The sequence below is a fragment of the Intrasporangium sp. genome, from assembly GCF_036566125.1.
Taxonomy (GTDB): Bacteria; Actinomycetota; Actinomycetes; order Actinomycetales; family Dermatophilaceae; genus Intrasporangium.
In genome coordinates, this window is sequence record NZ_DATCWX010000196.1 from 1 (window position 1) to 23,183 (window position 23,183).

Annotated in this window: 22 protein-coding genes; 15 read left to right on the forward strand and 7 right to left on the reverse strand. The window is 70.4% G+C overall.

Annotated elements, in window-relative coordinates; translation table 11 throughout:
• Together VIR15_RS11695 and VIR15_RS11700 are read right to left on the reverse strand one after the other, a co-directional pair.
• On the reverse strand, positions 1-1,013 hold a 1,013-nt coding region (locus tag VIR15_RS11695), incomplete at its 3' end, for a protein kinase domain-containing protein (RefSeq protein ID WP_331927751.1).
• Positions 1,014-1,078: 65 nt separating this feature from the next.
• Entirely contained in the window at positions 1,079-2,035 is a 957-nt protein-coding gene (locus VIR15_RS11700; RefSeq protein WP_331927753.1) for a lytic transglycosylase, read from the reverse strand.
• A gap of 153 nt (positions 2,036-2,188) precedes the next feature.
• Here VIR15_RS11700 and VIR15_RS11705 point away from each other — a divergent pair, with 153 nt between their 5' ends.
• On the forward strand, positions 2,189-2,611 hold the full coding sequence (locus tag VIR15_RS11705; RefSeq protein WP_414654956.1) for an Rv2175c family DNA-binding protein: 423 nt from the start codon (positions 2,189-2,191) through the stop codon (positions 2,609-2,611).
• A 96-nt stretch (positions 2,612-2,707) separates the two neighbouring features.
• Here the strand turns inward: VIR15_RS11705 and VIR15_RS11710 are convergent, their stop codons facing one another.
• Positions 2,708-3,802: a polyprenyl synthetase family protein gene (locus tag VIR15_RS11710; protein ID WP_331927755.1), complete on the reverse strand. Its 1,095-nt coding sequence runs from the start codon at positions 3,800-3,802 to the stop codon at positions 2,708-2,710.
• Between the two features lie 121 nt (positions 3,803-3,923).
• Here VIR15_RS11710 and metF point away from each other — a divergent pair, with 121 nt between their 5' ends.
• Positions 3,924-4,832, forward strand: a complete 909-nt coding sequence (gene metF, locus VIR15_RS11715) for a methylenetetrahydrofolate reductase [NAD(P)H] (RefSeq protein ID WP_331927757.1) — start codon at positions 3,924-3,926, stop codon at positions 4,830-4,832.
• A gap of 203 nt (positions 4,833-5,035) precedes the next feature.
• Here metF and VIR15_RS11720 read toward each other — a convergent pair whose 3' ends face one another.
• Positions 5,036-5,554, reverse strand: coding sequence for a YbaK/EbsC family protein (locus VIR15_RS11720; RefSeq protein ID WP_331927759.1), 519 nt, complete (start codon positions 5,552-5,554; stop codon positions 5,036-5,038).
• Positions 5,555-5,786: 232 nt separating this feature from the next.
• Here VIR15_RS11720 and VIR15_RS11725 point away from each other — a divergent pair, with 232 nt between their 5' ends.
• The 6 genes from VIR15_RS11725 to VIR15_RS11750 all read left to right on the forward strand — a co-directional run bounded on the left by VIR15_RS11725 (position 5,787) and on the right by VIR15_RS11750 (position 13,267).
• The gene (locus tag VIR15_RS11725) at positions 5,787-6,110 is read left to right on the forward strand and encodes a DUF6504 family protein (RefSeq protein ID WP_331927761.1); all 324 of its coding nucleotides are present in this window, start codon (positions 5,787-5,789) and stop codon (positions 6,108-6,110) included.
• A gap of 26 nt (positions 6,111-6,136) precedes the next feature.
• Positions 6,137-6,595, forward strand: a complete 459-nt coding sequence (locus VIR15_RS11730) for an SAV_6107 family HEPN domain-containing protein (protein ID WP_331927763.1) — start codon at positions 6,137-6,139, stop codon at positions 6,593-6,595.
• Entirely contained in the window at positions 6,592-10,659 is a 4,068-nt protein-coding gene (locus VIR15_RS11735; protein WP_331927765.1) for a DNA polymerase III subunit alpha, read from the forward strand. Before VIR15_RS11730 ends, VIR15_RS11735 begins: the two co-directional genes overlap by 4 nt.
• An 18-nt stretch (positions 10,660-10,677) precedes the next feature.
• On the forward strand, positions 10,678-11,466 hold the full coding sequence (locus VIR15_RS11740) for a class I SAM-dependent methyltransferase (protein WP_331927767.1): 789 nt from the start codon (positions 10,678-10,680) through the stop codon (positions 11,464-11,466).
• Positions 11,467-11,517: 51 nt separating this feature from the next.
• Complete coding sequence (gene dinB / locus VIR15_RS11745; RefSeq protein ID WP_331927769.1) at positions 11,518-12,792, forward strand: DNA polymerase IV; 1,275 nt, start codon at positions 11,518-11,520, stop codon at positions 12,790-12,792.
• A 73-nt stretch (positions 12,793-12,865) separates the two neighbouring features.
• On the forward strand, positions 12,866-13,267 hold the full coding sequence (locus VIR15_RS11750; RefSeq protein WP_331927771.1) for an SCO2097 family morphological protein: 402 nt from the start codon (positions 12,866-12,868) through the stop codon (positions 13,265-13,267).
• 76 nt (positions 13,268-13,343) lie between these two features.
• Here the strand turns inward: VIR15_RS11750 and VIR15_RS11755 are convergent, their stop codons facing one another.
• Positions 13,344-13,832, reverse strand: a complete 489-nt coding sequence (locus VIR15_RS11755) for a DUF456 domain-containing protein (protein ID WP_331927773.1) — start codon at positions 13,830-13,832, stop codon at positions 13,344-13,346.
• 57 nt (positions 13,833-13,889) lie between these two features.
• The gene (locus VIR15_RS11760) at positions 13,890-14,108 is read right to left on the reverse strand and encodes a DUF7455 domain-containing protein (protein WP_331927791.1); all 219 of its coding nucleotides are present in this window, start codon (positions 14,106-14,108) and stop codon (positions 13,890-13,892) included.
• Positions 14,109-14,438: 330 nt separating this feature from the next.
• On the opposite strand from VIR15_RS11760, the gene VIR15_RS11765 reads away from it, so the two are divergent.
• The 7 genes from VIR15_RS11765 (at position 14,439) to VIR15_RS11795 (ending at position 22,016) form a co-directional block, all read left to right on the forward strand.
• The gene (locus VIR15_RS11765; protein ID WP_331927775.1) at positions 14,439-16,571 is read left to right on the forward strand and encodes a DNA gyrase/topoisomerase IV subunit B; all 2,133 of its coding nucleotides are present in this window, start codon (positions 14,439-14,441) and stop codon (positions 16,569-16,571) included.
• Between the two features lie 306 nt (positions 16,572-16,877).
• Entirely contained in the window at positions 16,878-17,861 is a 984-nt protein-coding gene (locus tag VIR15_RS11770; protein WP_331927793.1) for an AAA family ATPase, read from the forward strand.
• A gap of 14 nt (positions 17,862-17,875) precedes the next feature.
• Positions 17,876-18,763, forward strand: a complete 888-nt coding sequence (locus tag VIR15_RS11775) for a DUF58 domain-containing protein (protein WP_331927777.1) — start codon at positions 17,876-17,878, stop codon at positions 18,761-18,763.
• A complete protein-coding gene (locus VIR15_RS11780; protein ID WP_331927779.1) occupies positions 18,750-19,232 on the forward strand; it encodes a hypothetical protein in 483 nt (160 codons plus the stop codon). Before VIR15_RS11775 ends, VIR15_RS11780 begins: the two co-directional genes overlap by 14 nt.
• On the forward strand, positions 19,223-20,197 hold the full coding sequence (locus VIR15_RS11785) for a vWA domain-containing protein (protein WP_331927781.1): 975 nt from the start codon (positions 19,223-19,225) through the stop codon (positions 20,195-20,197). The genes VIR15_RS11780 and VIR15_RS11785 overlap by 10 nt, the downstream gene beginning before the upstream one ends.
• Positions 20,194-21,201, forward strand: a complete 1,008-nt coding sequence (locus VIR15_RS11790; protein ID WP_331927783.1) for a VWA domain-containing protein — start codon at positions 20,194-20,196, stop codon at positions 21,199-21,201. Before VIR15_RS11785 ends, VIR15_RS11790 begins: the two co-directional genes overlap by 4 nt.
• Entirely contained in the window at positions 21,198-22,016 is an 819-nt protein-coding gene (locus VIR15_RS11795) for a tetratricopeptide repeat protein (RefSeq protein WP_331927785.1), read from the forward strand. The genes VIR15_RS11790 and VIR15_RS11795 overlap by 4 nt, the downstream gene beginning before the upstream one ends.
• 78 nt (positions 22,017-22,094) lie before the next feature.
• Here the strand turns inward: VIR15_RS11795 and VIR15_RS11800 are convergent.
• On the reverse strand, positions 22,095-23,183 hold a 1,089-nt coding region (locus tag VIR15_RS11800; RefSeq protein WP_331927787.1), incomplete at its 5' end, for a ferredoxin family protein.

Genomic DNA, 23,183 nt, shown 5'->3' on the forward strand with positions numbered 1-23,183 from the left:
GTCTCGAGGACCGGCGGCGTGTGGCGGTCACCGGGCCCAGGGGCGCTCGGTTGGGCGGTTGGGTCGCGCAGGTCGGAATGGCCGCGAGGATCATCACGGCCGTCCGGCGCGATGTCGTCGATGAAGAGCGGCGCGGTGATGGGGACCCGGTCGAGCTCGCCCTCCGCCAGCGCGCGTCGGACCGATCGCATCGTGCCGAGGAACTCGGCCGCTGACGGGAAACGGTCGTCCGGGTTCAGTGCGGTGGCCCTGGCCACGAGGGTGTCGAGGTCGGCTGGGACTGCGGAGACGATGGAGGACGGCCGCGGAACCCCTTGGTGGACGTGCCGGTAGGCGATCTGGATCGCGGTGTCACCGGTGACCGCCTTGCGCCCGGTCAACATCTCGAAGAGGAGCAGACCCGCCGCGTAGACGTCGCTGCGCTGGTCGGCGGGTCCGCCCTCGACCTGCTCGGGTGAGAGGTAGGAGGCCGTGCCGAGCAGGACACCGGTCTGGCTCGTGGCTGTCTGGGTGCTGATCGCGCGGGCCAGGCCGAAGTCCGCGACCTTGATCTCGCCATCGGTGCGGACGATGACGTTCTCGGGCTTGACGTCGCGGTGGATGATCCCCGCCGTGTGGGCCGCCCGCAACGCCGCGAGGACCGGCTCGAGGATGGCGAGCGCCTCGCGGGCGGTTAACGGGGCCTCCTCGTGGATCACCTCGCGCAGCGTCTTGCCATGCACGAGCTCCATCGCGAGGAACACGTCACCGTCGTCCTCACCCTGGTCGTAGACGGCGACGACGTTGGGATGGCTGAGACGCGCGGCGGCTCGGGCCTCGCTGCGGAAGCGCTCGACGGAGACGCCGTCGATCGCCAGTCCGGGGCGCATGATCTTGAGGGCGACCTCGCGGTCGAGGCGTCCATCCATCGCCACGTAGACGGAGGCCATGCCACCGTCTGCGAGGTGCGAGAGGATGCGGTAGCGCCCGTCGATCACCCTGCCGACGAGTGCGTCCGCCACGCTGGACGTCACGCAGAGAGTTTACGGGCAGCGGATGGCGAAGCTCGGGAGGTGGGCTCGGTCTGGGACGAGGGAGGTCACAACCACCTCATGTGTGCCTGCACCGCGGCGACATACTTCTTGGTGTCCGGGAACATCCCCTTGGTCCGGACCGACCGCAGGCCCTGGTAGTAGCCCGCGACGGCCTCCTCGACGGAGTCGGCGCTGGACCGGAGAGCGCGCAGGATGACGACGCCGGCCGTCACGTTGTCCTCGGCGTCCAGCAGGTCGAGCCGACGTCCGGCGAGCTGCGAGGCCCAGTCGCCGGAGGACGGGATGACCTGCATGGTGCCGATGGCGTTGGCCACGGAGACGGCCCGCTGGTTCCAGCCGGACTCCTGCCACCCGATGGCGAGGGCGAGCGTGGGGTCGACCCCGTGCCGCAGAGCGGTCCGGCGGATCATCGCCGCCAGCTCGGTGCGGCTCGGGACCTGCGCCGCGGCCAAGGCCTCGCGGTTCTTGCGGGCGGCTCGGACGGTCGCGTCGGAGTAGGTGTAGCCGGCGAAGGTGTTCTCGCTCGTCGGTGCCGGCCTTGCCGTCGACTTGGGCGTCCGTGGGGCCGGAGCACCAGGCACCGAGATGCGCTGGCCGGGGTGGATCATCCCCGGGTTGGCCTTCCGGTTCGCCGCCAGCAGCTTGGTGAGGGTCACGCCGTAGCGTGCCGCGATCCCGGTCATGGTCTCGCCTGCCCGGACCAGGTGCACAAGGCCGCTCGCAGGGCGCTTGGCTGCCCGCGCGGGTTGCGAGGACGTCTTCCCGCCCGCCGACGTCTTGGCCCCGGGGACGAGGAGTCGTTGGCCGGGATGGATCACCCCGCCCCCGCCGGAAAGCCGGTTCTTGGCGACGATCGCTGCCGGTGTCGTGCCGTTGGCCAACGCCAGGTCCCACAGTGTGTCGCCCGGCCGGACGACGACGGTGCGCCAGGTGCGCGGGGCCTGCTCGGTGAAGAGCACGTGGGCTGGAGGCGAGAGTTGGGCGACGTCGACTGGGAGCATGGCATCCTAAGAACTGAGGGGACCGGCTCGAGAGAACAATGTTACAGATGTTTCAGATGTGACCAGTGTGACAGTATCGCATTCGTTGAGATCTCAAACGAAATGACAGTTATGTAATTCGCGTGGCCGGGCAGGGGTGGCAGACTCGGTTTCGTGACCGAGCAGAGCGCCGCATCGCAGACCCCTGACGACACCACCGCGGACTCGGCCGAGGAGCCGCTCGATCTGGAGGAGCTGGTGGGCGAGTGGCTCACGGTTCCCGATGCGGCCGAACGCCTGGGCGTGCCGCTGTCCCGGATCCGTCAGTTCCTCGCCGATCGTGAGGTGCTCTCCTCCCGGGTGGGCGAGCGTCACGTCGTGGGCATCCCGTCCAAGTTCCTCATGGAGTCCGGCCCGAGACCCGAGCTGAAGGGCACGTTCACCGTGCTCGCGGACGGCGGGATGGACGACGACGAGATCATCGCCTGGCTGTTCACGCCCGACCCGACACTGCCCGTCGAGGGCGCTCCGATCGACGCGCTTCGGGCTGGACACAAGACGGAGATCAGGCGCCGCGCCCAGGAGCTCGCCTTCTGACCGCGACAGACCTCCCTAGGTCAATCGAGTGAACAGCTTTCGGCCCGAAAGTTGTTCACTCGATCGAAGGAGGCTCAGCACCCGCAGGGCAGACGGTCAGGCCTGTCGAGCGGTGCTCACACCCACGAGGTCAGCCAGCACGGCCACGGCCCCGGTGTCCAGACCTCCCAGCCGGTCCACCTCCCGCAGTGCCGCCCGGGCCTCGTCGACGCGCATCAAGATCATCTCCTCGACCCGGTCGACGGCGCCGCTGTCGGTGAAGATGCCACGGAGACAGGCGATCCCGGCATCATCGAGGTCCTCGCGGCCGAGGAGTGCCTCGATCGCCGCGCGGTCCGCGTCCCCGGCCAGGTCGAGCGCAAAGGCGACGAGAACGGTGCGCTTGCCCTCCCGCAGGTCGTCTCCTGCAGGCTTCCCGGTCGCCTCGGGGTCCCCGAAGACACCGAGCAGGTCGTCGCGCAGCTGGAACGCCTCGCCGAGGGCGAGGCCGTAGTCGGACAGGTGCCCGAGCGCAGACATCGGTGCGCCCCCGACGCGGGCGCCGATGAGCAACGGGTGCTCGATGGTGTACTTCGCGCTCTTGTAGCGAATCACATTGCGTGCCGAGGCGATTCGCGAATCCAGGTTGAGCCCGTCCCATCCGCGGGCCGACTCGAGGAGGTCGAGGAACTGACCGCCCATGAGCTGCGTGCGCATGAGGTCGAAGGTGCCCCGGCCCCTGGCCAGCACCTCGGCGGGCAGTCCGCACGTCGAGTACAGCTCGTCGCACCACGTGAGACAGAGGTCCCCGGCGAGGATGGCCGCGCCCTCGCCGAACCGTGCACGGTCGCCGGCCCAGCCGCGCGAGCCGTGCAGCTCCGCAACCGCCCGGTGCGCCGAGGGCATCCCGCGCCGCATGTCGCTGCGATCCATGACGTCGTCGTGCAGCAGCGCCGCTCCCTGGAAGAACTCCATGCTCGCAGCGAGCCGGACCAGCGCGTCGGAGTCGTCCCCACCCGCGGCCCGGTAACCCCAGTAGAGGAAGCCGGCGCGCAACCCCTTGCCTCCGGTCAACAGGCGCGAGACGGCGTCCACGAGCGGGGTGATCTCGTCGCCGACCTCGGACAGGGCCAGCGTGGCAGCGGCGATCTGCGCGTCGATCGCCTCCTGGACCCGGCGGCGCAGGGCGTCGAGGTCGGTTGGGCTGGTCACGCAGGCTCCTCCGTCGGTCGGCGCGCGGGAGGTCCCGCACGTCGCCGTCAGCCTAACCGCGCGAATGACCGATCCGTGGCACGGGCCCACGCGGGGAGGCAGCCCGATCTATCGTGGCGGCATGGCACACGGCACCGCATCCTCGATGACTCGCGCAGAACGCTTCACGCGCTCCCTCGTCGCGATGATCGAGGCTCCGACGCCGACGTTCAGCTTCGAGTTCTTCCCACCCAAGGACGACGCTGCGGCCGAGCAGCTCTGGGAGGCGATCCGTCGCCTGGAGAAGGTGTCGCCGAGCTTCGTCTCCATCACGTACGGCGCCGGCGGCAGCACCCGGGATCGGACGGTCCGGCTCACCGAGCGGGTGCTGCAGGAGACCTCCCTGACCCCGATGGCGCACCTGACCTGCGTGGGGCACTCGGTGGCCGAGCTGCGCCAGGTGGTGGGCACCTATGCGGCGGCAGGCGTGCGCAACATCCTCGCGCTCCGCGGTGACCCGCAGGGCGGACTCGGCCAGCCCTGGGTGGCCCATCCTCAGGGCCTCAACCATGCAGACGAGCTCGTCCGCGTCGTGAAGGGGCTCGGCGACTTCACCGTCGGTGTCGCAGCCTTCCCAGACGGACATCCGGAGTCGCGCACCGTCGAGGACGACGTCGCGACCCTGATCCGCAAGGAGCAGCAGGGCGCGGAGTTCGCGATCACCCAGATGGTCTTCGATGTGGACAACTACCTGCGCCTGCGCGACGAGCTCGCACGGCGCGGCTCACGGCTGCCGGTCATCCCGGGACTCATGCCGATCACCAACGCCCGCCAGGTGGTTCGCATGGCCGAGCTGGCGGGGCAGCCGATGCCGAGGGCCGTGACGGACCGCCTCGAGCGGCATGGCGACGACGCCGACGCCGTGCGCGAGGAGGGACTGGCCATCGCCACCGAGTCTGCGCGTCGCCTCCTCGACGAGGGCGCGCCCGGGATCCACTTCATCACCATGAACCGGTCGTCCGCGACGCTCGAGGTCTTCGGCAACCTCTGAGCCGACGGCCTACGCCAAAGGGCCCGATCCACGAGCGGACAGCACCCCTGCAACCCTCCGTTCGCGGACCGAGCCCGCGCTGCCACTGTGCCGGGACCCACGACGGGGTGGCGTGAGCACGAATACTCAGTTTGTCCGATTGATGCAGTATGCCGCTCAGCTCGCTCGCGTGCGCGCCGAATCCTGGTCGGGTGGCTGGGCTCTCAGGCAGGTGGGCGCACGGTGACGGAGCGACCGCCGGTGATCCGGACGAGCTCGTCGTGCGTCGTCGGGAAGACGGTGTGAGGGTGCCCGGCTGCGGCCCAGACGGTCTCGTGGTCGGCGAGCGATGCGTCGACGAGCGTCGTCACCGCGGAGGCGTGGCCGACCGGGGCGACGCCGCCGATGGCGAATCCCGTTGTAGAGCGGACGAACTCGGCGTCCGCCTTGCCGATGCTCGCGTAGCCGGCCACCTCGGCCACGTGGTCGGTGTCCACGCGGTGTCCGCCAGATGCGAGGACGAGGAGGGGGACCTGCGTGCCGTCCGTCGTCGTCGCGACGAAGACGAGCGAGTTGGCGATCGACGCCACGGGCGTGCCGAGAGCGGTAGCGGCCTGGGCGGCGGTGCGTGCGGCATCGTCGAGGACGACGACCTCCGCGGTCACTCCCGCGGGTGAGAGCGCCGCCCGCACCCGGGCCACCGAGGGATGGTCGAGCAGCGCCGGTCGGTGCGTGTCGGTCATGGGTGTCACCGTAGCGAGAGGCGGTGACGAGGGGCCGGTGACCGGGGCTCGCTGGCTGCCTTGACAGGCTGTCGGTGGCCGGGGCTAGGCTTGGTTCATCGAACAGATGTTCGAGAAGTGATGGTAAACAGATCAGTCGTCGGCCGGGTGTTCGGGGCGTCCGCGGTGGAGCAGCGGATCGTCCCGGGTCGTGTTCCCCCGCCTCGGCGTGTGTCCCGAAAGGAGACGTGTCGTGGTGCGCAGGTTCAGTGATCCAGTCGAGGTCCGCGTGGGGGAGCCGGAGCGTCCGGAGGCCTTCATCTGGCGCGGCCGACTCTACGTCGTGCGTGACGTCCTCTCGCAGTGGCGCGAGCGGCGCGCCTGGTGGCGGGACGCGCTCGACGCCGAGGAGGCGGACGTCGTGCCGGGGAGCTCGATCGCCGCAGCGGCGAGCGAGCAGCAGATCTGGCGCGTCGAGGCGAGCCCGGGCTGGTCGTTCGCGCCCGGGGTCTACGACCTGGCCCACGACGAGTCGGCCCAGGGTGACCGGTGGTCGCTCGTCCGGGTCGCCGACTGACGACACGACAGGCAAGGAGCTCCACGATGACTCTCGCATCCAGTGCGACCGCGTTCCCCCGGCCGCCGGCGCCCGCCGCGGTGCTCGATCTCCTCGCCCGGTCCAGGGCCACTCTCGAGGAGGCGTGCCGCACCGCGGATGCCTCAGAGCGCTACCGGGATGCTCACCTGGGGGCGCTGCGTGCTGCGGCCGCTCTCGTGGCAGCCCGCACCACCCCGTCTCCGCGATCCCGGCCACGGAGCGTCTGGCAGGTCCTGCCCGGAATCGCCCCCGAGCTGGCGGAGTGGGCGGCCTTCTTCGCCGCCTGCTCCGCCCACCGGTCGATCATCGACCGGGGTGGATGGATCCCGGCCCGCGAGGCGGATGACCTGCTCCGTCAGGCGGAGATGTTCCTCGAGATCGTCCAGGGCATCCTCGGGGTCCCGATCACCGTGCCGCTGCCCGAGCTGACCACGCCGCTCCGCGGGGCGCCACCGGTCCGATGACCGACAGCTTCGTCCACCTGCACGTCGCATCGGGCTACTCGATGCGATACGGCACGGCCAAGCCGGAGCAGCTCGTCGAGCGGGCCGTCGCCTTCGGTCAGCCCGCGCTTGCCCTCACCGACCGCGACGGGCTCTACGGCGCGGTCAAGTTCGTCACCGCCTGCATGGAGCGGGGAGTCGGCCCGATCCTCGGGGTCGACCTTGCCCTCGGCCCGGACCCGATCGAGCCGCGTCGCTATCCCGGAGCGCAGGGCGGAGGAGCTCGCGGCGCCGCACGCGGGCGAACCCCGGTGCGAGGTGGCGCCCTCGTCGACCCGCGTCTGCCCAGGGTGACCGTCCTGGCCCGAGGGAGCCGCACCGGCCTGGCCCCGGGCGCCGGATGGGCCGCGCTCTGCCGTCTCGTCACGGACACCCACCTGAGCGGCGAACGCGGCAACCCGGTGGTCACCGCACGCCTGCTCGCCGAGCACTCCCGGGCTGCCGGGGTTGCCGGCGCTGCCGGTCCGGTGCGGGCAGGAACGGCTGCGGACACCGGGGCCACTCGAGATGCCGAGCCGTCCCGGCTGGTCGTGCTCCTCGGCCCGGACTCGGACGTCGGCCGTGCAGTGCTCGCCCGGAAGCAGTCCCTCGCCCGGGCCACTCTCGAGCGGTGGCGCGAGCTGCTGCCGAGGGACGGGCTCGTCGTCGAGATCGTCTGCCACGGTGGTCCCGAGCACCTGCCCGGCAGCCTCGGACAGGCCGGTCGGATGCTCGCGCTGGCCGCGGAGCTCGGAGTGCCGACGGTGATCACCGCAGCGGTCCGGCACGCCGATCCCCAGGATGCCGCCATCGTCGATGTCCTCGACGCGGCCCGCCGCCTCGTCGCCCTCGACGCGCGCCACCTCGACCGGGTGACGACGGCGGGGCACCTCTCGCCCACTCCCGTCATGCACGCACTGGCGCGTGATGTCGTCCAGGTCTCCGGCCCCGGCCTCGTCGGCGGGGGTGCGCTGGCCCGGCAGCGGGCTGCCGAGCTCATCGCGCGGACGACGACGATCGCGACCGCGTGCATCCAGGAGCCCCGCGCCGACCTCGGGGTCGGCTCGGTCCATCTGCCCGAGCCCGACGTGCTCGGCATCCGTGAGGGCATCAGTCCGCAGGCCGTCCTCGCACGGCGGTGCCGCGAGTCGATCGCGACCTGCTATCCCGACCACACGGGCGCGCAGCTCGCGGCCGTCAGCGAGCGGCTCGAGGACGAGCTGGACGTCATCGAGACACTCGGCTATGCGACGTACTTCCTCACCGTGGCGCAGGTCTGCGATCTCATTCGGGAGATGAGGGTCCGGGTCGCGGCGCGCGGGTCAGGGGCCGGCTCGGTGGTCAACTACCTGCTCGGTATCTCCGGGGTCGACCCGATGCGTCACGGCCTGCTCATGGAGCGCTTCTGCTCACCGTTGCGGGCCGAGCTGCCCGACATCGACATCGACGTCGAGTCCGCGCGCCGCACCGAGATCTACGAGCGGATCCTCGGCCACTTCGGTGGCGAACGGGTCACGTGCGTGTCGATGATGGACACCTATCGCGTGCGTCACGCGATCCGCGACGCCGGTGCGGCCCTCGGCCTGCCGCCACAGGAGATCGACGCGATGGCGAAGGCGTTCCCGCACATCGCCGCCCGCAACGTCCGCAACGCCCTCGCCGAGCTGCCCGAGCTGCGCGCGAGCGGGCTGGACGTGCCGCGGCTCCAGCTGATGTACGACATCGTCGAGCGGCTCGACGGCCTGCCGCGCCACATCGCCCTGCACCCGTGCGGGATCATCCTGTCCGACTCGGGGCTGCTCGATCGGACCCCGGTCGAGGCGAGCTGGCTCGGCTTCCCGATGAGCCAGTTCGACAAGGACGACGTCGAGGCGATGGGACTGCTCAAGCTCGACGTGCTCGGCATCCGGATGCAGTCCGCGATGGCCCACGCGGTGGCCGAGGTGGAACGAGTCGATGGGGCCGGGATCGACCTCGACGACGAGACCCAGGTCCCCTTCGACGACGAGCCGACCTTCGAGCTGATCCGGTCGACCCGGACCCTCGGCTGCTTCCAGATCGAGAGCCCGGGTCAGCGCGAGCTCATCGGCAAGTTCGGGCCGCAGACCTTCGAGGACATCATCATCGACATCTCCCTCTTCCGGCCGGGGCCGGTCAAGAGCGACATGATCATCCCCTTCCTCAACGCGAGGCAGGGCTGGAAGGAGCCCTTGTACCTCCACCCGTCGCTCGTGCCCGCGCTCCAGGAGACGGAGGGGGTCGTCGTCTTCCACGAGCAGGTCCTGGAGCTCGTCGCCGAGACGACCGGGGTGACCCTCGCCGAGGCCGACGAGGTCCGCCGGGCGCTGGGGTCACCGGCGGGACAGGACGAGGTCGAGAAGTGGTGGCGACCTGCGGCCCTGGCCCGGGGCTACGACCCGGCTGACGTCGACCGGATCTGGGACGTCCTCAAGGCCTTCGCGTCGTTCGGCTTCTGCAAGGCGCACGCCGCTGCCTTCGCCCTGCCGACGTACCAGTCTGCGTGGCTCAAGACCCACCATCCGGCCGCCTTCCTCGCCGGGGTCCTCACTCATGACCCGGGCATGTATCCCAAGCGGCTCATCCTCGACGACGCTCGGGCCTTCGACATCACGGTCCTCGGGCTCGACGTCAACGTCTCGACGGGGGAGTACCGCTTCGAGCGCACCGAGGACGGCGGCGAGGCGATCCGGCTCGCGCTGGCCGACGTGCACGGCATCACCGACCTCGAGGTCGCGAGCATCGTCGCCGGCCAGCCCTACGCCAGCCTCTCCGACTTCTGGCAACGCGCCCACGTGTCCCGGCCGGTGGCGGAGCGTCTCGTCCTGGCCGGTGCCTTCGACTCGATCCACGACATCGTCACGGGCGGACCCGTCATGGGCCGGACCAGCGCGGGCGGATCAGGCACGGGCAAATCAGGCCGGCGTGGTGTGGCCGGGTTCCGCAGCGGGTTGGGACGCCGCGGCCGGGTGACCCGGCGGGACCTGCTCCTGCACGTCGCCGAGCTCGACCGCTGGTCCGCGTCCCAGCGCCGGTCGACGAAAGGCGCGGCCCGTGCCGCGGCGCGCCGCAGCCCCACCGCGCAGGGCGTTCGCACTGCAACCCACGGAGGGTCCAACAGAGGGTCCAACGGAGGGTCCAACCGTGGACGGATCTCCTCGGTGTCCGAGTCAGGCGACATCCGGGCGCTGGCCGCGGCGCAGTCCCAAGGCCCGGCCGCCGTGCCGTCCCACGTGCCGGTCCAGCTGGCGCTCGACCTCGGGGACACGCCCCGGCTCACCGCAACGAGCGGCCTGCCGGAGATGACCGGCCCGGAGCGGGTGCGCGCGGAGCTCGAGGTGCTCGGCCTCGATGCCAGCGGTCACATCGTCGACTTCTACGTCCCGATGCTCGACGCGCTGGGGGTGACCCGGGCGGACGGGCTGCTGTCCGGTCGGAGCGGCCGCGAGGTCTGGGTCGCGGGGGTCAAGGTCGCGACCCAGACCCCACCGATCCGCTCCGGCCACCGCGTCGTCTTCCTCACCCTCGACGATGCGACCGGTCCGGTTGACCTCACCTTCTTCGAGGACGTGCAAGGGCCCTACGCCTCGACGGTCTTCCACTCGTGGCTGCTCCTGTGCCGCGGCATCGTGCGACGCACCGGCCCCAAGGGCCTGTCGATCCGGGCAACCGGTGCCTGGGAGCTGAGCGCCCTGCAGGACGCCTGGACCGCAGGAGGGATCGCCGCCGTCCGTGACGCCATCGAGGCGGCTGACCGGGTCGCCTGGGAACGAGCGGGCGCGCTCGACAGCCAGGACGTCGACGGTCCGGCCCGTCCCCTCGGGGTCGGCGAGACACCCGCCGGGCGTCGCGTGCTCGTCCACGCCTCCGGTTTCAAGCAGTCCCCCTACGCCGACATCCGTCCCGCCGGGGCCGACGTCCGAGACTCCCGGAGCGCCGCGAGCGCCTCTGGGCTCGTGCCCTCGGACGTGCCGAAAGGACCACCGCGCAAGCTGTGGCACGCGAGTCCGGGAAGCGCAGGGCACTAGGGTGAACGTGCCAGAACCGTGCCGCCTGACCCGGAGGACGTCGTGCCAGACGAGCAGCATCCGCAGCGCCGCGCCGGGACCCGTCCGTCCGCCGTGGTCTCCTCGGTGCGGACCCACGCGGACGAGGAGGCTCGCATCATCGGCCGCCAGCTCGACGTGCTCGACCTCGGTGGTGGCACCGGAGGCGTCGCCGTCCCGCTTGCCGAGGAGGGCCACCGCGTCACCGTCGTCGATCCAAGCCCGGACGCGCTCGCGGCCCTCGCGCGACGGGCCCGTGAGGCCGGTGTCCACGACAACCTCACCTCGATCCAAGGTGACGGCGACTCCCTCGCCAGCGTGCTCGCAGAGCACCGGTTCGACCTCGTCTGCTGCCACGGCGTCCTCGAGTTCGTCGACGACCCCGCCGCCACACTCCGCGCCATCTCGGAGGCGCTGCGCCCCGGCGGCACCCTCTCGCTGCTCGTGGCGGGGCGCCTCGCGGTCGTCTTCGCCAAGGCCATCGCCGGCGAGTTCGGCCAGGCGCGGGCCGCGCTCACCGATGCCGACGGGCGATGGGGCCGCACCGATCCGTTGCCGAGGCGCTTCGACCTCGACCTGGTCGAGGAGCTGCTCACCGGCGCCGGTCTCACCGTGGCCCAGGTCCGGGCGACCAACATCCTGGGGCACCTTGTCCCCGCATCCCTTGTCGACTCCGACGCCGACCGGGCCGCGCTGGCCGAGCTCGACGAGCTCCTCGTGGCCGCGCCGGGACGTGAGTTCCTGCGCACGCTCGGAAATGGCCTGCACCTCGTCGCCCGCCGCGACTGACCTCGCCCGCCGGATCGGCCGTGAGGTGGCGGGTCAGGTGAGGGAGGCCAGATGAGTCGACGCCAGTTCACCGCGCCCTCGCGCACCGAGGAGGGGCCGCCTGACGACACCGGCTGCACGATCCTCCACGTCGACATGGACGCCTTCTACGCATCCGCATCTCTCATCTCCCGACCGGACCTACGCGGCAAACCGGTCATCATCGGCGGTGCCGGCGGTCGATCGGTCGTGCTCTCCGCGACCTACGAGGCGCGGGCCTTCGGGGTCGCCTCGGCCATGCCCATGGCCCGGGCCCGTCGGCTCTGCCCGCAGGCGATCGTCATCGCGCCGGACCATCGGCGCTACGCAGCGATCTCCGACGCAGTCATGGCCACCTTCGCCGCAGTCACGGAGCACGTCGAGCCGCTGTCCCTGGACGAGGCCTTCCTCGACGTGTCGGGCGCCGTACGCCGCCTCGGCCCACCGACCCGGATCGCCGAGCAGTTGCGGGACACGATCGCCGACGAGCAGGGCATCACGTGCTCCGTCGGTGTCGCCTCGACGAAGTTCGTGGCCAAGCTCGCCTCCGCCGTCGCCAAGCCGGACGGGCTCATCGTGGTCCCGCGAGACGAGACCGTCTCGTTCCTGCACCAGCTGCCCGTCGGCGCCATCTGGGGTGTCGGCGACAAGACGGAGGAGCACCTGCACCGCCTCGGGTTGCGGACGGTGGCGGATCTGGCGCACACCCCTCTCGAGACCCTCCAGCGCGCCCTCGGTGACGTCGCCGGGCGCAATCTGCACGACCTGGCCTGGGGCCGGGATCCGCGGGCCGTCGTCCCGGAGCGACGCGAGAAGTCGATCGGGGCAGACGAGACGTTCGCGCACGACATAGACGACCCCGTCCGCATCCACCGCGAGCTGCTCCGCCTCGCCGACCGGACCGCTGCGCGGGCCAGGTCGGCGGGGATGGCCGGTCGGACCATCTCCATCAAGGTCCGGTTCTCGGACTTCACGACCATCACGAGGGCCAAGACCCTGCGCCATCACACGGACGTCTCTCGTGAGATCTTCGCCACTGCCCGGGAGCTGTTCGATCGGCTCGGACTGCAGCGAGCCCGCATCCGGCTCGTGGGTGTCAGGCTCGAGGGCCTCGTCCCGGCCACGGCCGCACCGATCCAGTCAACATTGGACGAGCCGGAGCACGGGTGGCGCGAGGCCGACCGGGCGGTGGACCGTGCCAGTGCCCGTTTCGGCGCTGGGGCCGTGCGCCCAGCGAGCCTGATACCGGATCGGCACGCTGGGTACGGGCCTACCAGTTCACAGGACGCGCCGCGGGACCTATCCTGAAGAGGAGAACCCGCTACGACAACTAGTCGTAACCGGGTGGAGTCGACAACACCGCAGGACAGGGAGGTGCCAGGTGGCACTCTCGGATCACGAGGAGGCACTCCTCCACCAGATGGAGGAGGCCCTCTACGCCGAGGACCCGCGATTCGCATCGCGGATCGAGAAGACGAAGTCGCGCGGACTGGGTCGAGGACGCATCGTCGTTGGCGTCGCCGCGGGAATCGTCGGCCTGGCCCTGATCGTCTTCGCGGCGATGAGCTCGAGCATCTGGCTCGGTGCGGTCGGGTTTGCGGCCATGGTCGCCGGCATTGTCTGGGCCATCACTCCGGCCAAGCCGGCGCTCGGCTCGGTCGGTCCGGACGGTGTAGCCACCCCCCGCAAGGGCGCCAAGGGACGTGCTTCGGGCGGCAAGTCCGGCACCTTCATGGATCGGCTCGAGGAGCGCTGGGACAAGCGACGCCACGACCAGTGGTAGGGCACCGCCGCCGCGGATCCGGCGCAGCGGCATACGGCATGAATGACGGCTTTCCCTCGGCATGACCAACGGGGGACTACGGCCTCGTCACGAAGACGCCCACGACCCACGTCACGATGATGAGCAGCGCCGTCAGCAACTCGATCCCCATGCTCAGCATGACCGCACGCACCGCTTGCCGCGTCGCGGCCCAGGCACGCTCGTGGGTCCCACGCTTCAACCGCTCCATGACGTAGACGGCGCCGACGAACGCGATCGGCGCCCCGAGCAACGGGATGACGAACAGGCCCATGACGGCCGCGACCAGCGCCAGGGCGATGATTCTGGTGTCTACGCCCGTCGCCCGCATCCGTCGGGCGGGGACGAGGTACTGGGTCACGAGGCCCACCACGTAGATGGCGGTGGCGATCCAGAAGACGGTCCACCCCGCGGTCGAGTGCATCTCGACCGCCCAGAGGAGCGTTGCCGCCCAGACGACGAACAAACCGGGCAGGACGGGAAGCACGATTCCCACCGTGCCCACCAGCATGGCGAGAAGGACCAGAACGTTCGTGGCCGTGATCACGTGGTCAGGTGATCCACATCACGCCAAGGAGCGCCAACTCAGGTCGCGTCGTCCCGATCAGCGCTCGTCCGCCGTGGTCGACGTGTCGTGGAGGCGATCGCTCTCGTCATGGATGTCGATGGCCTTGCCCATGAGAGCCGGGAGGTGCTGACGGCCGTGGTGGGCGCAGAAGAGCAGCTCCCCGCCGGAGACGAGACGGGCACGAATGTATGCCTGGGCCCCGCAACGGTCGCACCGGTCGGACGCGGTCAGTTCGGTTGCCAGTGCTGTGGTCATCATGCTCGCCTTCTCTCCACCCTTGGGATTCAGCCGAGACTGAACCCTGTCATAAACCAAGACGCCCGACCAAAGAATTCCGTTGCCCTGCCGGGCTCCATCACCCTTCTGTCGTGCGCCTGGCTGTTCCAACAGTGAACCATGCCGATTCCTTCCCGAGCGGGAGGCCGGGCGCCCATCACCTGCGCCATGCCCGGATCGTTACGTGACCTCTACCCACTCGGGGCCCCCGCCGCGAGCCTGCTCAGCAACGTCGGCTCGGGTCGTTAGGCTTCCGGTGCCGACCATGACGACCGGCCCGCCGCACCGATGAGAGAGTGATCACGCACCTTGGCCTCCGCCTCCCGCCCCGCCCCGAACGGCAACGGTGACTACACCGCGCGCCACCTGCAGGTCCTCGAGGGACTCGAGGCCGTGCGAAAGCGGCCCGGCATGTACGTCGGCTCCACCGACCAGCGGGGCCTCATGCACTGCCTCTGGGAGATCATCGACAACGCGGTCGATGAGGCACTCGCCGGTGTCTGTGACCACATCGAGGTGATCCTCGCCAAGGACGGATCCATCGAGGTCCGCGACAACGGCCGCGGCATCCCGGTCGACACCGAGCCGCGGACCGGCCTGTCGGGGGTCGAGCTGGTCTTCACCAAGCTGCACGCCGGCGGCAAGTTCGGCGGCACGTCCTATGCCGCAACCGGGGGACTCCACGGCGTTGGTGCCTCGGTCGTCAACGCGCTGTCCGCGCGCCTCGACGTCGAGGTCGACCGGGGCGGCAGGACCTACGGCATGAGCTTCCGGCGGGGCGAGCCGGGGGTGTTCACCGATGCGGGACCGACCTCCTCGCCTGAGGCCGGGTTCGCTCCGTACGAGAAGCGCAGCACGCTACCCGTCATCGGCAAGGCCAAGCGCGGCGTGACCGGCTCCAGGGTCCGCTTCTGGCCCGATCCGCACATCTTCCTCAAGGGCGCCGTGCTCGACTATGACGCGCTCGTCGCGCGGGCCCGCCAGACGTCGTTCCTCGTCCCCGGCCTGCGGCTCGTCATCCGGGACGAGCGCGGTCTCCCGGGGACGCCGGCAGCGGAGGGGCCGGTCGAGGAGGTGTTCCACCACGACGGGGGCATCGCCGAGTTCGTCGAGTTCCTTGCCCCGGACGCGGCCATCACCGACGTATGGCGACTCGAGGGTGCCGGCACCTTCAAGGAGACCGTGCCCATTCTCGACAACGAGGGGCACATGACCCCCACCGAGCTCGAGCGCGAGTGTGTCGTTGATATTGCGCTGCGCTGGGGCCAGGGCTACGACGTGCGGATGCAGTCCTTCGTCAACATCATCACGACGCCCAAGGGCGGCACGCACGTGGCGGGCTTCGAGCAGGCGCTGCTGAAGGTCTTCCGGCGACAGCTCGAGCTCAACGGGCGACGGCTCAAGGTCGGCAACGACAAGCCGGAAAAGGACGACGTGCTGGCCGGCATGACCGCTGTGGTGACCGTGCGGCTCGCGGAGCCGCAGTTCGAGGGGCAGACCAAGGAGGTCCTCGGGACCAACGCGGTCCGGGCCATCGTCGCCCGCGTCGTCGAGACCGAGCTGACCGCGCGCCTGACCTCGACCAAGCGGGGTGACAAGGCACAGTCGGCGTTGTTGCTCGAGAAGGTCGTCTCCGAGATGAAGTCGCGCATCAGCGCGCGCCTGCACAAGGAGACGCAGCGTCGCAAGAACGCCTTGGAGAGCTCCACGTTGCCGACCAAGCTCCGGGACTGCCGCACGACCGACGTCGATCGCTCCGAGCTGTTCATCGTCGAAGGCGACTCCGCGATGGGGACGGCCAAGGAGGCGCGCAGCTCCGAGTTCCAGGCGCTGCTGCCGATCCGCGGCAAGATCCTCAACGTCCAGAAGGCATCCGTCTCCGACATGCTCAAGAACGCCGAGTGCGCCTCGATCATCCAGGTGATCGGGGCCGGCTCGGGGCGCAGCTTCGACCTCGACTCCGCCCGCTACGGCAAGGTCATCATCATGACGGACGCGGACGTCGACGGCGCCCACATCCGCACCCTGCTGCTGACGCTCTTCTTCCGCTACATGCGGCCACTCGTCGAGGCGGGGCGCGTCTACGCGGCCATGCCGCCGCTGCACCGGATCGAGGTGATCAACAACGGCTCGAAGAAGAACGAGCTCATCTACACCTACAACGAGACGGAGATGCGTCGCACCGTGGCCCGGTTGGAGAAGGGCGGCAAGAAGGTCAAGCAGCCGATGCAGCGGTACAAGGGCCTGGGCGAGATGAATGCGGACCAGCTGGCCGACACGACGATGGACCCGCGTCATCGCACCCTCCGTCGGGTCACCATGCGTGACCTCGAGGCTGCCGAACGGACCTTCGAGCTGCTCATGGGCAACGAGGTGGCCCCCCGCAAGGACTTCATCATCGGGTCGGCGGCCGAGGTCGACCGGGAGCGCATCGACGCCTGAGGCCGCCCATGGCCCGGGTCTCGTCGGTTGCGGAGTTGACGTAGCGCTGTCCGCAGGATGGCGAACCGCGCGCGGTGTGACTTGCGCCGTGCCTACGATGACGGTGGTTGGGAGTGAGCCGACATCGAGAAGGGGACCATGGTGGAGGATCACGGGAGCACCGGGAGCACGGATCAGGCGCGCCGCACCCCACGTGCGGCGGCCCCGCCCGGCGCGCCGCATCCCGTCCCCGGATCGATGCCCGGTGGGAACAACGCGGCCGGCAACCATCGTGCCGGGTTCGGCACCTCCGCAGCTCCCGCGCCCATGCGCTACCTCGAGCCGGCTGAGCTGGAATGGGCGGCGGCCGCCATCGGCAGGATCTCGTCGGCGTTCACCGCCAGGGTGGTCGGGCAGTCCCGGCTGCAGGAGACGCTGATGATCGCCCTGCTGACAGGTGGCCACGTGCTCCTCGAGAGCGTCCCGGGGCTGGCGAAGACGACGGCCGCCCAGACGATCGCTCACGCCGTCGGGGGCACCTTCCACCGTATCCAGTGCACGCCGGACCTGCTGCCCAGCGACATCGTTGGCACGCAGGTGTACAACCAGCAGACGGGCGCCTTCCAGACGCAACTCGGGCCGGTCCACGCCAACTTCGTGCTGCTCGACGAGATCAACCGGAGCAGCGCCAAGACCCAGTCGGCCATGCTCGAGGCGATGCAGGAGCGACAGACGTCGATCGGCGACCACAGCTATCCGCTGCCCGACCCGTTCCTCGTGCTCGCCACACAGAACCCCATCGAGCACGAGGGCACCTATCCGCTGCCCGAGGCTCAGATGGACCGCTTCATGCTCAAGGACGTCCTCGACTACCCGTCTCCTGCCGAGGAGGCCGAGGTCCTGCGCCGGATCGACTCCGGCATCTTCACCCATCACTCGGAGGCGGTCGTGGGCATCGCCGACGTCAAGCGCCTCCAGAGCCTGGTCGGGCGCGTCTACGTCGACCCGGCGATCGTGAACTACATCGTCGGCATCGGCTACGTCACGCGGCACCCCAACGACTACATCGACCCGGATCTGGCGTCCTATGTCCAGTTCGGCGCCAGCCCCCGGGCGAGCATCGCGTTCACGAGCGCAGCCCGCGCGCGGGCGCTCATCGACGGGCGGAACCACGTCGTTCCCGACGACGTCAAGGCGCTCGTGCACCGGGTCCTGCGGCACCGAGTCATCCTGGGCTTTGAAGCAGTCGCCGACGATCTGCCGGTTGAGCGCGTCATCGACGCCATGGTTGGCGGGATTCGCACGCCCTGAGGGCGGGGCACGTCATGGGGACGACGCTGCTCACCAGGGTGAAGAGCAAGCTCTTCGTGCACTCGCGGCGCCGCTCGCGCAACCTGCTCGAGGGGGAGTTCGCGTCGGTCTTCCACGGCCGCAGCCTCGACTACGACGACCTGCGTGATTACGTGCCGGGAGACGAGGTTCGCGACATTGACTGGAAAGCGACCGCCCGCCACACCTCGCCCCTCGTGCGCCGGTACGTGGCGACCCGGAAGCAGAACCTCCTGCTCGTCATCGACACGGGGCGCGGCATGGCCGCGGCCGCCGGGGGTGGCGAGCCGAAGAAGAGCGTGGCCATCGTCGCGGCTGGGCTCGTGGGCTACCTCGCCCAGCGGCACGGAGACCTCGTCGGTCTCGTCCGAGGCGACGCGACCGGCACGATCGCTCACCCGATGCGGGGGAACGAGGCCCACCTCGAGCGGCTTCTGCGCGCCATCGACACCGAGACGACCCTGGACGGCGAGCAGAGCAACCTGACGACGCAGCTGCAGTGGATCGTGCGCAACGTACGTCGGCGGCTGCTCCTGCTCATCGTGGCCGACGACGTGGAGCTGGACCCCGGTCTCAGCGACGTCCTGCGGCGCCTCCACGTCCAGCACGAGATCTTGTGGATCACCGTCCAGGACGCCGACCCGACGTCCGTCGATGCGGCCCGCACGACCGTCGACGTGGCCGACCACTACACCCTGCCGACCTTGGTGCGGACGAGTGCCCGCGTCAAGGCGGCCTACGCGGAGGCGGTCGCCGCACGCGTTCGGGCAACCAACACGATGCTCGATGCGGCCGGGATCAACCACACGCGAGTCGGTTCCAGCGACGATGTCCTCACGGCCGTCTTCGCCCTGCTGGAGAGACAGCGCCGTGCCAGCGGCTGACTCCCCGCCACCCGGCTTCTATGCGCCCGACGCCTACTCCGGTCGCTGGTTCTGGATCGGCGTCGCGCTCCTTGCCGTGGTCCTTGCCTGGTACGTCTGGGTCTGGTGGTCGACGCGCTCCCGGCCCATCACCATCCCACCCAGGATCACTCCCGACCGGCTCACCAGGCTCCGGGCCGACTACGCGCGCCAGATCGATCTGGTCGTGGCGCAGGCCGAGGGAGGAGTCATCACCCAACGACGCGCCCACCAGCAGGTGAGCGTCCTCGTCCGCCACTTCGTGCAGGAGGTCTCCGGCATCCATGCCCCGACGATGACGCTGACCGACCTGACCAGCTCGGGCGCACGCCTCAGCCCGGTGTCCCGCGTCGTCGGCGCCCTGTACCCGGGTGAGTTCGCACCACGGGCGACCGAGACCGTGGCTGGTGCCGCCCTGGTCGCCAAGGAGGTGGTGGCCCGATGGAGCTGAGGTATCCCACCCTCGTGGGCGTCGGGGCCGCCATCGCGATCATCGGTGCCCTCGTGGTCTACCGCCTGGTGTCAGCACGGTCCCACGCCTCCGCCGAGCCGGTCGCCAACACATCGCTCCTGACCCGCCTTCCGGAGTACCGGCGAGCGCTGCGCCGTCACCGGATCCGGATGCTCGTGCTCGCGGGCAGTGCGACCTTGCTCGGGGGCGCCGCCCTCATCGGCGCGGCCCGGCCGGTTGACGTGACGATCGAGCGGCCGGAGACCCGCAACCGCGACGTCGTGCTCTGCCTCGACATCTCGGGGTCGATGGCGGCCTACGACGCCGAGCTGGTGCGGACCTTCATGACGCTCGTCACCCAGTTCGAGGGAGAGCGGATCGGCCTGGTCATCTTCAACTCCTCCGCTGCCACGGTCTTTCCCCTCACCGATGACTACGACTTCATCCACGACGAGCTGGACATCGCCCTGCGTGCCCTCGCGGGCGACCCCGAGGTCGACTACTTCTTCGCAGGGACGTTCAACGGTCTCGGTACCTCGCTCATTGGTGACGGACTCACCTCCTGCGTGTCGAGCTTCGACCGGGTCGACACCCGACGAGCCCGCTCGGTGGTCTTCGCCACCGACAACGAGCTCGCCGGCCGGCCGATCATCGGGCTCGACGAGGCGATCGAGCTGGCCAAGCTGCGCTCCGTGCGCGTCTACGGTCTGAACCCCGAGGAGAGCGGCCACGACGAGCAGGCGGTCGAGATGCGCGCCTTGGTCAAGTCGACGGCGGGTGAGTACTACGCCATGAGCGACCGGACGGCCGTCGAGCGCATCGTCCGGGCGGTGGAGGCGCAGGAGGCGACTGTCATCGACGCCGCGGCCCGGCGGCTCCTGACGGACAGTCCTGCGGTCCCGATCGCCCTCGCGGGACTCGGCCTGGCCGGCGTCGTCGCGGCCAGCCGGAGGTGGGGCTCGTGACCGTCCTGCCGATCGCGCCCCTGTGGGTCCTCGGTGTCCTCGGGGTGACCGCCCTCGCGGCCGCGTGGTGGCGCCCGAGCGCGACGGGCGTACCGGGCGAGTCACGCGCCAGCCACTGGCGCCTGTCGGCAGCCGTGGTCCTGCTCGGTGTCGCAGCGCTGCGGCCGGGCGTCCCCGGCGATGAGGCGGAGGCCACCGCGGCGAACCTCAACGTCTACTTCGTCGTCGACACAACGAGCAGCATCATCGCCGAGGACTGGGGGGGCGAGGCGCCGCGCCTCGTGGGCGTGCGCGGCGACATCGCCGACCTGGCCCTCGCGCTCTCAGGGGCGCGGTTCTCCATCGTGACGTTCGACCAGGAGGCGCGCGTGCGACTGCCCCTGACGACGGACACGACCGCTCTCGATGCTGCCGTCGCCACCCTCCTGCCGGAGGCCTCCGAGTACTCGGTGGGGTCTTCGGTGACTGAGGCCAACGAACGCCTGACGACATTGCTCCGGCAGAGCCGTGAGCGGTATCCCGAGCGAGGACGCATCGTGTTCTACCTCGGCGACGGCGAACAGACCGCGGCTGGTGAGCCGCCACCCTTCACCATCCCCGCTGGTCTCATCCAGGGCGGCGCAGTGCTGGGCTACGGAACCACCGACGGCGGTCGGATGAAGTCGACCCGCGCGCGCTACGACGTCTCACCGTCGTACATCCGGGATCCGAGCACCGGGCAGGACGCGATCTCGGTCATCGACGAGGACCGCCTCGAGCAGCTGGCCCAACAACTCGGCCTGTCGTACTTGCACCGCGTCGCCGGCGAGTCGGTGCTGCCGGCCGTGGATGCGGTCGACCTCGCACGCTACGGATCGACCGAAGAGCTCGAGCGCGAACGCGTCAGCACCCGCCGGGAGCTCTACTGGCCGCTCCTCATCGGAGTCGTCGGTGTGGCCCTGTGGGAGCTGGGCGCAGGCCTCGCTGGCCTGGTCCAGACCCGTGGTCGGAGGGGGTCGGCGTGAGCACCCTGACCAGCCCGAGTCCCCGTCCGCCATCGGGCCCAGAAGCGGGTCCGACGGGCCCACTCCGCGAACCTCGCACCCCCGTTCGCCGGGTTGCGCGACGACGCCTGCTGCTGGCCTCGGCGCCGCTCGTGCTGCTCATCGTCCTCGGCGCCGCGCGCCTGATGACTCTCAACGCCGTGCACGACCAGACCCTTGCGGGCTACCAGGCGGGCGACAAGGCGCGCACGATGACGTGGGGTGAGCGGCAGGGCTGGTTCAACGTCGTCGAGCGCTTCCGGGCACCCTTCGCGATCGGTGACGCGCACGTCCTGAGTGGCCACTTCGGGCTCGCCCGACCGTGGTTCGAAGAGGCCTTCGAGCTCGTACCCAAGGGTGGCATCGAGGAGTGCAAGGTCCGGGTCAACCTCGGCCTGACCTATGAGGCCCTCGGGGACGAGGCGAGGGCGAGGGAGCGCACCGACGAGTGGCGTCAGTTCTACGAGAAGGGACTGGCGGTCACACGAGAGCGCCCGCCGCTCTGCGACGCGCCGGGAGGCGGAGAGACCGGCGACCAGCTCGACCAGGCGCAGGAGCGGATGGAGGAGAAGAACCAGCCGCAGCCCGGCGAGCAGCAGCAGCCGGCTCCCGAGGAGAGCCAGCCCACGCCGCAGCCGACGCCGGTCCCCGATCCGGACAACGCCCCCAGCCAGGAGCAGCAGGACCTGCTGCGGGAGCAGCAGCGCAAGAACACCATCGAGCGCAATGAGCAGCGCGGCACCGACGATCGCGTTGAACCCGACGGAGGCGTCGGCAGCTATCCCAGGCCGTGGTGACCCGGCGGGGTTGGCGAACGTCACCCCGTGCAGGAGGAAACGGACGCCGCGGTCCGAGCCCAGCGGCATACGGCCCGATCAGTGTGCTGGGAGGTCTGGGCCGTCGATGATCTCGCCGACGAGCTCCTGCACGTCGATAGCGGCCTTCCCGCACGACTCGGGGCGTCGGGCCCCTGTGGCGCGACGCTCGACCCGGACCTGCCACGAGCGGCCGTCCTCGTGGGCGACCGCGACGACCGGATCGGCGCCGTCAACGCCGTCGGCGTCGCTGGGGATGGCCCAGAGTGCACCGAGCCGAGTTTCCCCGGTGAGGGCACGCACGTGCGACTCGGCGCACTGGGCCGATGCCGGCAAGGGGGATCGGCCGCGGTCGTGCGCCCCGCCGAGGAGCTCGCGTGGCACATGCCCCGTGGTGCTGGCGTCGAGGACCCAGCCGGCCATCGTCTCGTCGAGTCGGGCGAAGCCCTGGCCCCAGGGCAGCAGGACGGCGGTCGGGGCGAAGCGATGGCCACCCGTGTGGGAGACCTCCCAGACCCGCTCGGGAGCGCGTCCGGCGGCTGCGGCAGCCAGCGGACGACCCCGGACGGCGCAGCACACGTCGCGGCGACCGTTCGTGCAGATCAGCAGCTGCGACGGGGCATCCTCGGCGCCCGGAAGAGAGGCCCGCACCAGCGTGCGGTGGCCCCTGGCCAGGGCGGCCCAGTCCAGCTCGAGCAGGTCCCCGGGCCGGGCAACATCGGCCGACACCATCCACGCATCGTCGGGCCGGACGCCGGCATGGGCGACGAGGACGCGGCGAGGGCCATCGTGGTCAGGATGCCCGCCGGGTCGCCGCATGAGCATGAACCTTCCGCCAGCATCCGCGCACCGGTTGTCCAGCTCGGCTCCGAGCTCTGCGCCGAGGTGAGAGTCGCGCGCGGCCACCCGACCCCAGGGGCCGGACTGCTCGAGGACGACGAAGAACACGGCGCCTGCGGCCGTGCCGAACGCGCTGGTCCCGTCCCGGTCCCAGAGAACCGAGCAGGCATCCTCCGCTGGCCTGGCGTGACCGGAGGTGGCCGGGTGCCGGCCACCTCCGGTCACCCCCACCTCATCCTCGCCCGGCGGTGCCGGTGGCTCGGGTGGGGGCGCTGGCACGGCCGGGGGAGAGGGCGGGCGCTTGGCCGC